This is a genomic window from Pseudidiomarina salilacus (assembly GCF_047323925.1).
Lineage (GTDB): Bacteria > Pseudomonadota > Gammaproteobacteria > Enterobacterales > Alteromonadaceae > Pseudidiomarina > Pseudidiomarina salilacus.
Window position 1 is genome coordinate 349,554 of the sequence record NZ_CP178752.1, and the last position, 12,910, is coordinate 362,463.

Below are 12,910 nucleotides of genomic sequence, written 5' to 3' on the forward strand. Positions count from 1 at the left end.
GGTTCATGACGGTTATTCTTCGTATTTTGTTATGGCGTTTAATTGCAATTTTTGCGCTGTTATTGGGGGTGGTGGGCTTACTCTTGCCGATCATGCCGACCGTGCCATTTTTGCTAGTGGCAGCATGGGCTGGCGGCAAAGGCTGGCCAGTGCTGGAGGCCAAACTGTTGGCACACCCCAAATATGGCCCGCAAATTATTGCGTGGCGTAAGTATGGCGTGGTCAAACGGCGGCCCAAAGTCATCGCCATCGTGATGATGAGCGGCAGTGCAATCATGCTGTCTTTTAGCCCAGTCCATCTAGCGGTCAAATTAACCGTCATTGGCATCATGCTCAGTGTTGCCATTTGGCTGTGTTTACGCCCAGAAGAGGTGCCTAGCAATGAGCCTACCTGAACTGACCCGCGAACAACTGCTGCGTTATAGTCGCCATGTCATGCTGCCAAGCTTCGACATGCTTGGCCAAGAGCGCTTGTTACAAGCCAAAGTATTGGTGATTGGCATGGGTGGGCTTGGTTGTGCAGCAGCTCCTTATTTAGCGACCAGCGGTATAGGTCAACTTACTCTTGTCGATGGCGATGTTGTCGACGCGCATAACCTTCCGCGCCAGCATTTGTATGGTCCTGCAGATGTCGGTCAAGCAAAAGTGTTTGCTGCGCTTGCACGGTTGCAAAGCCAAGCACCCGATTGCCAGCTCAAAGGAATAACGGAACACGTCGACGCCGAACGCCTGTATGCGCTAGTCAAGAATTTTGATGTGGTGGTGGATTGCTGCGACAACCTCACCACCCGCAACGCCATTAATCTTGCTTGTGTAAAAGCCAGAATTCCGCTCGTTTCTGGCGCGGCGATTCGCTACGAGGGCCAGCTAAGCGTATTCTTAAATGATGGTATGAGTCCGTGTTATCAGTGTTTGAGTTTGCTGTTCGGCGAGCAACAGCTGAGCTGCATGGAGGCGGGTATTCTCGCGCCTGTGGTGGGCGTTATCGGTGCCATGCAGGCCGTCGAAACACTGAAATTAATTGCACAGGCGGGCGAGCCTATAAGCGGAAAAGTGATGCTGTATGATGGCTTGCACGGCGAATGGCAAACGTTCAAACTCGCTCGCCATCCACAGTGTCCGGCCTGTGCCAACTAGCCTGGCCGACCATCCGCGCGCGGTGTTGTTAAAATAGGCAGATAAACAAACACATATATAAGATAGGCCAATATCCACGCAGTTCCGGCAAATAGATACCAGTCCAATGTCATTGTTGGCCACCACCACACCGCAAACACCCGCACCAGCGCGGCAAGCGCCACCAAGCAAAAGGCAACCGACATAATGGCTTTCGGTTGTAACGGACGACCGCTATGGCCCAGTGACACCCGCGCCAGCATGCTTAGAATCATATTCCCCATCGCACCAGCTGTGAGCGCGTGAATAGCGGTACTCAACGTCACTTCACCGTTAAAGTGATGCCACGCCATGAGCGCCAAACCAATGGGTAAGAACCAGTAGGCGATATGCAACGACCAAACCAGCGGTACCCGCAAGGTGATCCAAGGTTTCCAGCGCACACAGCGCCAAGCGAGCAGCACCGCAGCAAGCGCATAGAGTCCTGCCAACCAAACATCGGCAAAGAAACTACTCAATTGCGTTATTTGTAAAGCGAAAATCAGCCACAAAGTACCTAGCGCCAGCTTATCCAACCAAACAATCGGCTGCACCTTTTGGGTCATAGTGCCATTGGCGGTGAACATCGGAATCACTCGCCCACCAACAATGGCCATTAATAATGTGATTAACAGCACCGCGTTTTGGCTGCCGACTTGCTGTAAGTCAAAACGCCCAGTCAGGCGGCCGTAGTACATCAAGCCATTACATAGCGTTAGCAGTAGTAATACCGGCACAAAAAATAAATTGCGCTGTTGTTTTACCGTAATAAGGGGGATAGCCAAAAAGAATGCAGCCAGCGGTAAAAACAATAAATCAATTGCAACGGGCACATAGACCGGCAACCAAGCGCCAAACAGTAAGGCAAGACGACCCAATAACCACACCACGGTCAGCACTGCCAATGCCCGACCATGGGTCGCTCGCAATCCGGTCCAGTTCTGCACTGCGGTAAGGAGAAATCCCACAATGATCGCAGCAACAAAGCCAAACAGCATCTCATGTGCGTGCCAAAACATGACATCGGCAAACACCGGTAATTGTATGGCACCACTTAAGACCCAAAGCCACAACATCATGGCAATCGCGCTAAAAGTTGCGCCAAGAAGAAAGAAGGGACGAAACGCCTGACGCAGTAATGGCCACATTTTCTCTTCGACTTTCATATCTGTAATTTGAATCATGAGCTGCACACCTTAAACATGCATTTTATTTATATGTTTTATACCACAAACCGTCCTTAAAACCACGGTTAAAACCTAGAGATACCCCTGAAAACCACTTGCTCGTGAATACGCCTCATCCGACTACCTACAAAGCAGTAGTTATTGCCTATTGTCACCGATTAGAGCGTTGTTTGAAGGTTACCCTAAAGCGGTATAGATGCTGATAAAGCTTATTTATAACAGTCAGTTAGAAGCTATTGCGCTGGCGATATTCAAGTAAACTCAAAGCTGAACTTTCACGTCGTACCATGAGGAGCTTGGTCATGACATCAACACCGCAAAGTGTGAGTAAATTCGATCGCTACCGTGCGCTCGGACTTTCTACGTTTGCGTTCACTCTGTGTTTTGCAGTGTGGACGATTTTCTCGATTATCGGCATCCAGATTAAGGATGATTTTAGTCTGACAGATACCCAGCTCGGTTTGCTCATGGCAACACCGATTTTAACGGGTTCCATTAGTCGATTGTTTCTAGGTATCTGGACTGACCGTTTCGGCGGACGCTGGGTGTTTGGCATCTTGATGCTAACCACTGCGGCCTGCGTCTACTTGCTGACGTTCGCAAATAGCTACACCATGCTGCTCGTTGGGGCGTTAGGTGTGGGTTTAGCGGGCGGAGCCTTCATCGTTGGGGTGACCTATACCGCGAGCTGGTTCGAGAGCAAACAACAAGGCACTGCACTCGGCATTTTTGGTGCGGGTAACGTCGGCTCTGCAGTCACCAACTTCGGCGCACCGTTTTTACTGATTGCGCTGGGCTGGCAAGGTGCAGCGCAAGTCTACGCGACCATTCTTGCGATCATGGGCGTGGCTTTCATTGTGTTGGCAAAAGAAGACCCACTAACCCAACAACGCCGGGCACAACCCAAAATGTCGTTTATGGAGCAGATGGCGCCGCTAGCAGAATTACGCGTTTGGCGTTTTAGTCTCTACTACTTCTTTGTATTCGGCGCATTCGTTGCACTCGCATTGTGGCTCCCGCATTATTTGATGGAAGTGTATGACCTGAGCATCAAAGAAGCCGGTATCATTGCCGCTCTTTATACTATTCCGGCGTCACTATTCCGGGTCCTTGGTGGCTGGATGTCAGATAAATATGGCGCGCGGCGCGTAATGTATTGGACCTTTATTGCCTCAGCGATTTGTACCTTTATGCTGAGCTACCCGTCCACTGAATATATCGTGCAAGGGGTGCACGGCGAAATCCGCTTCCAGTTTGAAATTACCTTGGCTGCGTTCGTGGTACTGACTTTCGTGCTTGGCTTCTTTATGTCACTGGGTAAGGCCGCAGTGTTCAAGCACATTCCGGTTTACTATCCGAAAAGCGTCGGTGCGGTCGGCGGTGTAGTCGGTATGATCGGCGGTCTTGGTGGTTTCCTACTTCCACTTACCTTCGGCATGCTGAACGACGTGATTGGTGTGTGGCAAAGCGTCTTTATGCTGTTGTTCGCGATTACTGTCATCTCATTATTGTGGATGCACTTCTCGATTCGCCAAGCTGAACGGATTGAGCTACGCGGTGATGTCGAACAAACCGATTTACCAGAACTGTCCACGCCTGATCATCATGTATTGGATGACTGGCGTCCAGAAGACGAAACCTTTTGGGCAGAAAAAGGGAAGAAGATTGCTACCCGTAATCTGTGGATCTCGATTCCCAATTTATTCCTAGCGTTTGCGGTATGGACGATCTGGAGTATTTTGGTGGTGAAAATGCCACAATTAGGCTTCGGCTATTCCTCGAATGAGTTGTTCTGGCTTGCTGCGCTCCCAGCGCTCTCAGGTGCGACATTACGCATCTTCTACAGCTTTATGGTGCCGATCTTTGGTGGTCGACGTTGGACCGCAATTTCCACCGCCTCGTTGCTCATTCCTTGTATCTGGATAGGCTTTGCCATTCAGAATCCGGATACGCCCTACATCATCATGCTGATTCTTGCGTTGCTCTGTGGTTTTGGTGGCGGTAACTTCTCCAGTTCCATGGCCAACATCAGCTTCTTTTATCCGCAAAAGGAAAAGGGTGCTGCGCTGGGCATGAACGCAGGCCTTGGTAACCTTGGTGTTTCGGGCATGCAGTTACTTGCGCCGTTGGTCATTGCGGCAAGCGTGTTCGGACCGTTCGGCGGCGACCCGTTGACGGTGCAAGCCGGGGCGCAACAAGGTACTGAGATCTGGCTGCAAAACGCTGCCTTCTTGTGGGTCCCATTCATTGCTATCGCTGCCATTGCCGCATGGTTTGGCATGAATGACATTTCGTCAGCGAAAGCATCGTTCAGCGACCAAGCGGTCATTTTTAAGCGTTCGCACAACTGGATCATGAGCATCCTTTATTTGGGTACCTTCGGTAGCTTTATCGGCTTTGCCGCAGGCTTCCCGCTGCTCTCAGGTATGCTGTTCCCTGCTGTCGACCCGACAAAATATGCTTTTCTAGGTCCGTTGGTCGGTGCGCTCGCACGACCTGTGGGCGGTGTCCTTGCGGATAAATTGGGTGGTGCACGCGTCACTTTTTGGAACTTTTTGCTAATGATTGCCGGCGTACTAGGGGTTATCTACTTCTTACCGCTGGGTGAGAGTGCGGGCAGCTTTGCCGGCTTCTTTGTCGCATTTTTAGTGCTGTTTATTGCCACAGGTATTGGCAACGGCTCGACCTTCCGCATGGTTCCAGTGATTTTCCTCAATCAACGCAAGCGTGTGCACGGTGATACCGACGTCGCGATCAAAGAAGGTAATAAAGAATCAGCAGCGGTGATTGGCTTTATCTCAGCATTCGCAGCTTACGGTGGCTTCTTTATTCCGAAGTCGTACGGCACCTCTATCGCTCTGACAGGCGGTGTTTCTGGTGCGCTGTACGCCTTCATAGGCTTCTATGCGGTGTGTACATTGATGACGTGGTGGTTCTACTCACGCCGTGGTGCCGCGAACCCTTGTTAATGTGGTATTGGTAGTGACGATAGCCCGCCTAGTGCGGGCTATTTTTTGGGTCGGAAAGGCTTGATGACAGCTTCGTCGCACTCAAGATAGGGGCCATTCATTAGGTCGATGCAATATGGGATTGCGGGGAATACGGCATCGAGGCACTGGCGGATGGCTTTTGGCTTGCCCGGGAGATTCACGATAAGGCTCGAACCACGCAGGCCCGCCGTTTGCCGCGACAAAATCGCCGTTGGCACATACTTCAGTGACTCAGCGCGCATCAATTCGCCAAAGCCGGGCATCATGCGGTCACACACAGCTTCGGTTGCTTCTGGCGTGACATCTCGTTCCGCAGGTCCGGTGCCACCAGTAGTCACGACTAAACAGCAGCCTTCATCATCAACCAGCGAACACAGCGTTGCTTCGATCACTTCTTGTTCATCCGGAATAACCCGATACACCGCCTGCCAAGTAGAAGTCAGATAGTCATTTAACGTGGCTTCGATGGCTTTACCTGAGATATCTTCATAAATGCCCGCGCTGGCGCGGTCACTCACAGTCAAAATCCCAATCTTTGCAGGTTTTTGTTCAGCTTTCATAGCGCTCCGGAGTCTCTTGTACTTGTACTAAGCCTGCCAGCTTCAGCCAGTAACCATTGCTTTCAAACTTGGCGAGCTGTAGCGGCCGCGTACCATCTTGATTCATTTGAAAACGGCGCAACCATAACAGACTGTCTTTGGGTTCTGGACTTAAGCGTACCATATCCACCAAACCATGCATGTCTTTGAGCTGATTGATCAAGTTATACCTGCTTCCGGATTGCGTCTGTATGCCATTGAGCACAAATACTTCAGTGCCATCTTGACTGGTAACCTTACGTCCTCGTGGATACTTGATACAGCATAATTCGCACTGGTCTTTGGCGCGATTTTCCGAGCGTGCGGTGAAGCAACGCCCAGACCATGCCAGCGGTAAGTGGCCAAAAGCCAAGAGTTCAGTTTCGAAGCAATCGCGCACACTATCGACCATTGGTTCCGATAACAATTCTGCTAGCCAATCGCGCGACAATTCCGCCGGAATAACCCAGCGTTTCATACCCATGCCGATAAATTTACGCAAACTATGCTGATTGTAGATTTGCAGTGCGGCACCACCAACAAAGGGAAGTTTTTGCTCCGCCAACATGCTAATTGCGCCGACGTCATTGGCTTCCACCATGAACTCGCCGTTATCACAGTATTTGCGTAGCTCACGGAGCTCTGAAGGAGCTTCCAGTAAGGTCATGGTCGATAAACAAACTTGCTTGCCAGCCTCACGTAGCATTTGCGCAATACGAAAATAGTCTTCAAATTTCAACTCGCGGCGCTTACTACAAACGGTTTCGCCAAGGTAGACGCAGTCAACGTCTGAGGCCGCGACCTCTTGGTAGAAAGCCTCAACTTGTTGGCGCGGCCAAAAATAGAGAATAGGTCCAAACGAGAATTGCATACATCACTTCCATTTTCGGTGGTAGGCACCAAGGGTGGTTTGGCTGCCTTCAGAGAGCCCCGCAAGCACGACATTCCACTCGTCAGCGACGGTAAATCGTTCGGGGTCTGACATTACGTGGTCGATAGCTTGGCGCCAGACTCTAGTAATTTGTGCCACATAAGCAGGGCTGCGTTGGCGACCTTCAATTTTTAGGCTGGCAATACCTTCTCGGTAAAGCTCAGGCAATAAATCGAGGGTGTTAAGGCTGGTCGGCTCCTCAAGTGCATGGTAAGTGTCATCACCGACTTTGAAACGACCCTTACAGAGCGTCGGATAACCAGCGGTTTCGTCTGCAGCAAAGCGGTCGATAAGAATGCCATTCAAGCGCGACTCGAGCCCGCCATCGGCGGTTTCATCCCAGCGCACGAACTGCGCCGGTGAACAAGCGCCAGCGATATTTGGTGATTGCCCAGTCATGTAGGAGCTCAGGTAACAACGCCCCTCTGCCATAATACACAAGCTGCCAAAGGCGAAGACTTCCAACTCGACATCGGTGGTGCGCGCCAAGGCTCGCACTTGCTGCATTGACAGCACCCGCGGTAACACCACACGAGTGACATGAAACTGCTTGTAAAAGTCGATAGCCGCAGCATTTGTGGCTGAAGCTTGTACACTTAAATGCAGCTCTAGTTTAGGATAGCGCTCGGCAGCATAGGCCAGTACTGCAACGTCTGCAACAATAAGCACGTCGACACCAGCTGCCGCTGCATCATCGACCGCTTGTCGCCAATGATCCCAAGTGCGCACATGGGCAAAAGTATTAATCGCCACATGGATTTTTTTGCCGTAGCTATGAACTAAACGTACTGCCTCGCGCAGCGTGGGCATATCGAGATTGAGCCCGGCAAAATGCCGTGCATTGGTTTCGCCTTTAAAGCCAACATAAACCGCATCAGCACCATTTTCTAGCGCTGCTTTTAATGCCGGCATACTGCCAGCCGGACAAAGAAGTTCCATTTTATTGATCCCTGCCATAAACATGCATTCATAATGGCAATTATAATCGCTGATATCTTTGACGGCGCGCAAAAACAGAGGCAATGAATGGCTATTCCTAAAGTAGTAGAGCAAACTCCAGTATTCGTGAAGTTGGCAGTTAGATGGCTACCCGAGCCACTTTCGTATGGCGTCATGACGCAAATCTTTCGTCATCTATTTCAACAAGATTGTGAACGCGGCGCTTTTGATTTCTTATTAGGTAAAACGGCAACTATTCACCTTACCGACCTTGAGCTAATGTTTCAGGTGAGTGCCACGCAACGCTATCAGCGCACTACACTGGTGGTGAGTCCTGCAGCTGGTGAGGGGGATGTCAAAATGCGGGTGAGCTGGCCGATTTTGCTGCAACTGGCAACACAGCAAGTCGATCCAGATACATTATTTTTTCGACGTAAACTGCTGATTACGGGTGATACTGAGCTAGGCCTCGAAATCAAGAACCTATTAGACACCATTGAGCTGAAACAGCGACTACCTGCGGTCATGTATCAGCAATTGTGCAAGCTGGCAGAGAATTCCATGATCTAGATCAAAGAAGTAACCCTTCAGGAGTATCAAATTTATGATCTAAATCACGTAAAATTCAGGCTCACACTTGCAGCAAGTTGGGAGCCTATTATGTCTGCAGTCAAATGGGATCAAGCACTCATCGATAAGTACAATATCAATGGGCCGCGTTATACGTCGTATCCTACAGCGCTTGCGCTGCAGTCGGGTTTCCCGCAGCAAAAGGTTTTTGATACTTTGGCACATGGACCACAGGCGTTAAGCCTCTACATCCATTTGCCATTCTGTCACAAGCTTTGCTATTACTGTGGCTGTAACAAAGTTATTACCCGCCATCAGCACAAAGCGGACCGCTACCTCGACATGCTGGCGAAAGAAATGGCCATTTATCAGCCGCATATCGCACACAAAGCCGTCAATCAAATTCACATGGGCGGAGGCACACCAACCTTCCTCACCGAAGAACAATTAAGTCGGTTGATGGCGTTACTGCAACAACACTTCCGCATCACTGACGATGCCGAGTTGAGTATCGAAATCGACCCGCGCAGTTGCAGTGATGAGAAGTTGCGCCACTTGCGCAAGCTCGGCTTCAATCGGGTCAGCTATGGTGTGCAAGATTTCGATGAAAAGGTGCAGATTGCCATCAACCGCGTGCAAGATACCGACTTAATTAAACATCAAGTGCAATTAAGTCGGGAGCTAGGCTTTAGCTCAATTAATTTGGACTTGATTTACGGTTTGCCGTATCAACAGCCCTCCTCGTTTGCAGCGTCAATTGAACAAGTAATTGCGCTGAATCCTGATCGTGTTTCGTTGTTTAGCTATGCACACTTACCGAGTCGTTTTGCCGGGCAACGGAAGATTGCCGATAGTTCGTTGCCATCGGCACCGATCAAGCTCGAGTTACTGCAACTTGGTATCACCAAGTTTACTGCGGCCGGTTATCAATTCATTGGTATGGACCACTTTGCGAAAAGAGCGGATGAGCTGGCGATTGCCCAGCAGCAGGGACGCCTACAACGCAACTTCCAAGGCTATACCACTGCCGGACAGGATTGCATGCTCGGCATCGGTGCTTCATCGATTAGCCAAATTGACGGTGTATTGTGGCAAAACAGCAAAGACCTGCCTGACTATTACAAAGCGTTGGAGCAAGACCAGCTACCTGTCGTGAAAGGATTTACCTTAAGCGCTGACGATAGATTACGTGCCGCGCTGATCTCCCAAGTGATTTGTCATTTTGAGCTCGACATCACAAGTTTTGCCGCGGACTGGCACCTTGACGATTTCTGGCAGTACTTTGCCACCGCACAAGAAAAGCTTGCACCTTTCATAGAGGACGGACTGGTTGAGGTTAGCGAGCACTCACTTAAAGTGACAGAGCTAGGGCGTTTGTGGGTGCGCAGTATCTGCGCTTGCTTTGATGCGTACCTAGATAACGAGGCAACCGCGCCTCGTTATTCCAAAGTAGTTTAATCACAGCTTAGGCGAACAACTGTAACAGTTCGCCTTGCTTATTTACGGTCACAAAGTCGGCAATGCTGCCGGCTTTTATTTTATTCACCATCAAAGTAAGTGGTTGATCGGCCTCATCACTGCTCGGTGGATGGCCTGCACGGCCTTCCATACTGGCGATAAAAGCAATATCCCACTCAACACCAGTGTGACCTGATTCTTCGAGCAAGGTATTAAAGTCAGCAACTTCATCAGGCAGCTTATCTACGCAAAGCACCGGCTCTAATGCGCCGCCTTGTTGCGCCGCAAAGCGTTGCTGCTGACTCGAGGTCGCATCTTGCGGTAATTCCGCTTTGGCTAGCACAAATAACAGCCGCTGCGGTTCAGGTTGCTGCTTGGCTGCAGCAATGAGGTCGGCATAACTTTCAATAACCATAGTACGTATCTCGGCAAAAATAGATGTAACTGCAGAGTGTACGTGGTTCGAACCGACAAACCCATACAACAAAAAAGGGAGCCAAGCTCCCTCTTTGTGAGTAGTTCGTTGCGCCGCGCTAACTTGCTTGTTGCCACGCACGTTGTGCGGCACCGACCGGATGCTCGACTTGCGCCTGATGCTGACGGTGATAGTGACGTTTATTGTGTTCTTTTTGCCGCCCTGAGCTAAACGCCGAAACCCGCTTCAAGTAACCAATCACTCGTGTGCCGTAATCGATGTCGGTCGAACCACAGTCAGAACAAGCACTAAGTGTGCGTTTGTCGATATGTTCACAGGCATTACAGATGGTGATTTTTACGTTGATGCAGAAATAGTTACAACCGGTCCGCGCGGCGGTATTCAGCAAAGCTAAATAGCCCGGTTGGGTAAGCTTCTCATCGAGGTTCAGGTGCAATGCCGAGCCGCCATCAAGATACTGCGTTAACTCGGAGCCATGCAGCACAAACTTGTCGAGGGCGTTTGATGCGTCGTCTTCGACCACATAAAAATACGAGTTATAGCAATCACGTGGCACGAAGTAGCCATCCGCGCGATCCCATTTGGCGTTTTTCACGCCAAGGTTTTCCGCCGGCACAAATTCGGTGTTGAACATGTAGCCGTATGCTTGACGCGCGGCACGGTTGGCATCGTAAATCACTTTTAAATGATCACGAACGAAGGCGGTATATTCAGGATTATTAGCCGCAACAATACCTTGTGATTCAGCAGCTTCCACCATGCCGTTAATACCAATAGTTAAAAACTGCTTATCGAGACTGATAAAACCAGCGTCATAAACGGTCAACAAACCGGCCTCTTTATATTCCTCCATCAACTTGCGATAAGCCACTTGGTACTTATGAATTTTGTCGATTTCGGTGGCCAGATCCCGACCGTCTTGTACCAAGCGATTCATGTTGATGGTGATCACGTTAATAGAACCCGTGGCGACCCCACCAGCACCTAAAGTGTACGAGAAGGTATTGTCGCTAATTTCGCTCCTTAGTCGACAACATGAGGCTAACGAGTCGGCATTATCGGATAAATAGACAAAAAACGAATTGCCCTGCGCGAGTTCGCCGGCGATGCTCTCGGCAAAGGCTTGGTCTTTGCACTTGCCGTCGTCGGTGAGCATCGCCACGGTCACAACTGGGAAGGTGAGAATGGTTTTTTTGCGTTCGTCATTGAACCATTGCATAAAGAAATCCTGCAAGGCGCTTACCGAGTTCCACTCCGGCTTACTGAAATCTGGGAAGACAAAATCGCCAAACATACTCTCGAAATAGAACTGATCATAGACCGAGATATTCCAAAAGACACTTTGATAGCCTCGGGCCGCCGCGGGTTGATTCAGGGCATACACCACATGTTGCAGATGATTCTCAATTTGATGACGGTGAGTGTTGAGGTAGTCATCGCCATAGTCTTTGCGAGCGAAGTAATCGAAGTAGGTAAGAAACTCGACCGTTGCCACCGCGCCAGCAAATTGCGAACTGACGGCAAAGACAAAATTGACGAAGCAACCGCAGAAGCTTTCCAAGTGCTTCGGGGCTTGCGACTCACCGCCAAGCTTCGTTAGACCGTCACGCAAAAATGGGTACATGGTGACCGATACACAGTAGGGTTTTAAACTGGTTTCATCGTGTACATAGATCTCATGATCTTCGATTTGACGCACATATTCTTGCGCCAAATCATTGCCAAACAGCTCGGCAATTTTGCTACTGACTTGCTTGCGGTTGACCTGCACGAAAAAGTCTTTCATTAGCTCAGCTTCCAGCGTCGCAATGTTCTTTTGCGTGACATTAGCATTGGCATCCATTTTCGAGCCATCTGCTGCATTTTGAGCTTGTAAATAGTCGTGAATAAACTGCATTTTGTGATCGAGTTGTTCAGGCTGTAAGCGTAACATGTTGTTGTTCCTTTTTTAGTTCGATGAATTCGGGGCAAAACAGCGCGTTGAGTACTTTCCCCGTGCGTAAATCGTAGAATCTTTGGTTAGTTATAGGGCTGGTAAGACCGCCGTATTCGGCTATCCACGGCCCAGTTTTTAAATAGTCGAGATGCTGCTTGAGCTCAGCCTCTACATCGGTCAAACCGGTGTAGAGGCAGGTTGCTAACCCCTCACTCTGCGCCAGCTGTAAGAATTCTTTGAGCTGCGCTGGGTACCATTCACCACCAAGGAACAGCACCGCGGTAATCAGCCCGCGGTAACGGCTGAATTGCTGCTCTAAATGCGTTTTGGTCAGCGAGTGGCCGCGCTCCGCCGGCCAGCTATCGGCGCTGTGACAGCCTTTACAGCCGACGGGGCAGCCAGTGATAGTGAACGCCAACGCCACCTCACCTGGAACCTCTTGAAACACCACTGCTTCTGCACTAAATCGCATCAACGCTATATCCTGTGTCTGTTTTATTTAAAAACACTATATGTTGTGGTTTAGGCTAGAGCATACCCCTAGATTTGCTTTGATCATGATCAACAAAATGGCGCGTGGGTAGTTATCACCCACACACGCAAATTCACCCATTAACAAGTTGGGTTCTTTTTACCTTTTCGATTGTTTTTTATTTTTTTATTCAATGAGTTAAAAGTTGGCAAGCTAATTGCAGATACACCCATGAAGATGGACTTCAATTAAAAAGGT

The 12,910-nt window shown here is 49.8% G+C and carries 12 protein-coding genes; 5 read left to right on the forward strand and 7 right to left on the reverse strand.

Features of this window, described 5'->3' with window-relative positions; all coding sequences use genetic code 11:
• The first annotated feature begins 5 nt into the window (after nt 1-5).
• Nucleotides 6-395 carry a YbaN family protein gene (locus tag ACJ8W9_RS11185; RefSeq protein WP_411359359.1) on the forward strand — a complete coding sequence of 130 codons (390 nt, stop codon included), beginning with the start codon at nt 6-8 and terminating at the stop codon, nt 393-395.
• Complete coding sequence (locus ACJ8W9_RS11190) at nt 382-1,137, forward strand: HesA/MoeB/ThiF family protein (protein WP_411359358.1); 756 nt, start codon at nt 382-384, stop codon at nt 1,135-1,137. The genes ACJ8W9_RS11185 and ACJ8W9_RS11190 overlap by 14 nt, the downstream gene beginning before the upstream one ends.
• On the opposite strand, the gene ACJ8W9_RS11195 is transcribed toward ACJ8W9_RS11190, so the two are convergent.
• Nucleotides 1,134-2,336, reverse strand: coding sequence for an NnrS family protein (locus ACJ8W9_RS11195; protein ID WP_413694491.1), 1,203 nt, complete (start codon nt 2,334-2,336; stop codon nt 1,134-1,136). The two genes, ACJ8W9_RS11190 and ACJ8W9_RS11195, sit on opposite strands and share 4 nt — an antisense overlap.
• A gap of 308 nt (nt 2,337-2,644) precedes the next feature.
• Here ACJ8W9_RS11195 and ACJ8W9_RS11200 point away from each other — a divergent pair, with 308 nt between their 5' ends.
• Entirely contained in the window at nt 2,645-5,311 is a 2,667-nt protein-coding gene (locus ACJ8W9_RS11200) for a nitrate/nitrite transporter (protein ID WP_411361107.1), read from the forward strand.
• 38 nt (nt 5,312-5,349) lie between these two features.
• Here the strand turns inward: ACJ8W9_RS11200 and mog are convergent, their stop codons facing one another.
• From mog to ubiU, 3 genes are read right to left on the reverse strand one after another with little or no spacing between them, the layout of a single operon-like run.
• Nucleotides 5,350-5,892 carry a molybdopterin adenylyltransferase gene (gene mog / locus ACJ8W9_RS11205; RefSeq protein ID WP_411359355.1) on the reverse strand — a complete coding sequence of 181 codons (543 nt, stop codon included), beginning with the start codon at nt 5,890-5,892 and terminating at the stop codon, nt 5,350-5,352.
• Complete coding sequence (locus tag ACJ8W9_RS11210; protein WP_034730406.1) at nt 5,882-6,781, reverse strand: U32 family peptidase; 900 nt, start codon at nt 6,779-6,781, stop codon at nt 5,882-5,884. The genes mog and ACJ8W9_RS11210 overlap by 11 nt, the downstream gene beginning before the upstream one ends.
• A 3-nt stretch (nt 6,782-6,784) precedes the next feature.
• On the reverse strand, nt 6,785-7,780 hold the full coding sequence (gene ubiU, locus ACJ8W9_RS11215; protein ID WP_411361139.1) for a ubiquinone anaerobic biosynthesis protein UbiU: 996 nt from the start codon (nt 7,778-7,780) through the stop codon (nt 6,785-6,787).
• A gap of 87 nt (nt 7,781-7,867) precedes the next feature.
• Between ubiU and ubiT the strand changes: the two genes are divergently transcribed.
• Both ubiT and hemN read left to right on the forward strand, forming a co-directional pair.
• Nucleotides 7,868-8,350 (forward strand): ubiquinone anaerobic biosynthesis accessory factor UbiT, encoded by a 483-nt coding sequence (ubiT, locus tag ACJ8W9_RS11220; protein WP_051986534.1) that lies wholly within the window; start codon nt 7,868-7,870, stop codon nt 8,348-8,350.
• Nucleotides 8,351-8,440: 90 nt separating this feature from the next.
• A complete protein-coding gene (hemN, locus tag ACJ8W9_RS11225; RefSeq protein WP_411359354.1) occupies nt 8,441-9,808 on the forward strand; it encodes an oxygen-independent coproporphyrinogen III oxidase in 1,368 nt (455 codons plus the stop codon).
• A gap of 7 nt (nt 9,809-9,815) precedes the next feature.
• Here hemN and ACJ8W9_RS11230 read toward each other — a convergent pair whose 3' ends face one another.
• The 3 genes from ACJ8W9_RS11230 to nrdG form a co-directional block, all read right to left on the reverse strand.
• Nucleotides 9,816-10,223 (reverse strand): ribonucleotide reductase subunit alpha, encoded by a 408-nt coding sequence (locus ACJ8W9_RS11230; protein ID WP_411359353.1) that lies wholly within the window; start codon nt 10,221-10,223, stop codon nt 9,816-9,818.
• A 118-nt stretch (nt 10,224-10,341) separates the two neighbouring features.
• Nucleotides 10,342-12,177 carry an anaerobic ribonucleoside-triphosphate reductase gene (gene nrdD / locus ACJ8W9_RS11235; RefSeq protein WP_411359352.1) on the reverse strand — a complete coding sequence of 612 codons (1,836 nt, stop codon included), beginning with the start codon at nt 12,175-12,177 and terminating at the stop codon, nt 10,342-10,344.
• The gene (nrdG, locus tag ACJ8W9_RS11240; protein WP_413694493.1) at nt 12,158-12,661 is read right to left on the reverse strand and encodes an anaerobic ribonucleoside-triphosphate reductase activating protein; all 504 of its coding nucleotides are present in this window, start codon (nt 12,659-12,661) and stop codon (nt 12,158-12,160) included. The genes nrdD and nrdG overlap by 20 nt, the downstream gene beginning before the upstream one ends.
• Between the last annotated feature and the right edge of the window lie 249 nt (nt 12,662-12,910).

Bases quoted from the DNA above. Each gene is read 5' to 3' on its own strand.
- ACJ8W9_RS11185 (WP_411359359.1), top strand. From the start codon at position 6: ATGACGGTTATTCTTCGTATTTTGTTATGGCGTTTAATTGCAATTTTT.
- ubiU (WP_411361139.1), bottom strand. From the start codon at position 7,780: ATGGAACTTCTTTGTCCGGCTGGCAGTATGCCGGCATTAAAAGCAGCG.
- mog (WP_411359355.1), bottom strand. From the start codon at position 5,892: ATGAAAGCTGAACAAAAACCTGCAAAGATTGGGATTTTGACTGTGAGT.
- ACJ8W9_RS11200 (WP_411361107.1), top strand. From the start codon at position 2,645: ATGACATCAACACCGCAAAGTGTGAGTAAATTCGATCGCTACCGTGCG.
- hemN (WP_411359354.1), top strand. From the start codon at position 8,441: ATGTCTGCAGTCAAATGGGATCAAGCACTCATCGATAAGTACAATATC.
- ACJ8W9_RS11230 (WP_411359353.1), bottom strand. From the start codon at position 10,223: ATGGTTATTGAAAGTTATGCCGACCTCATTGCTGCAGCCAAGCAGCAA.
- ACJ8W9_RS11190 (WP_411359358.1), top strand. From the start codon at position 382: ATGAGCCTACCTGAACTGACCCGCGAACAACTGCTGCGTTATAGTCGC.
- ACJ8W9_RS11210 (WP_034730406.1), bottom strand. From the start codon at position 6,781: ATGCAATTCTCGTTTGGACCTATTCTCTATTTTTGGCCGCGCCAACAA.
- nrdD (WP_411359352.1), bottom strand. From the start codon at position 12,177: ATGTTACGCTTACAGCCTGAACAACTCGATCACAAAATGCAGTTTATT.
- ubiT (WP_051986534.1), top strand. From the start codon at position 7,868: ATGGCTATTCCTAAAGTAGTAGAGCAAACTCCAGTATTCGTGAAGTTG.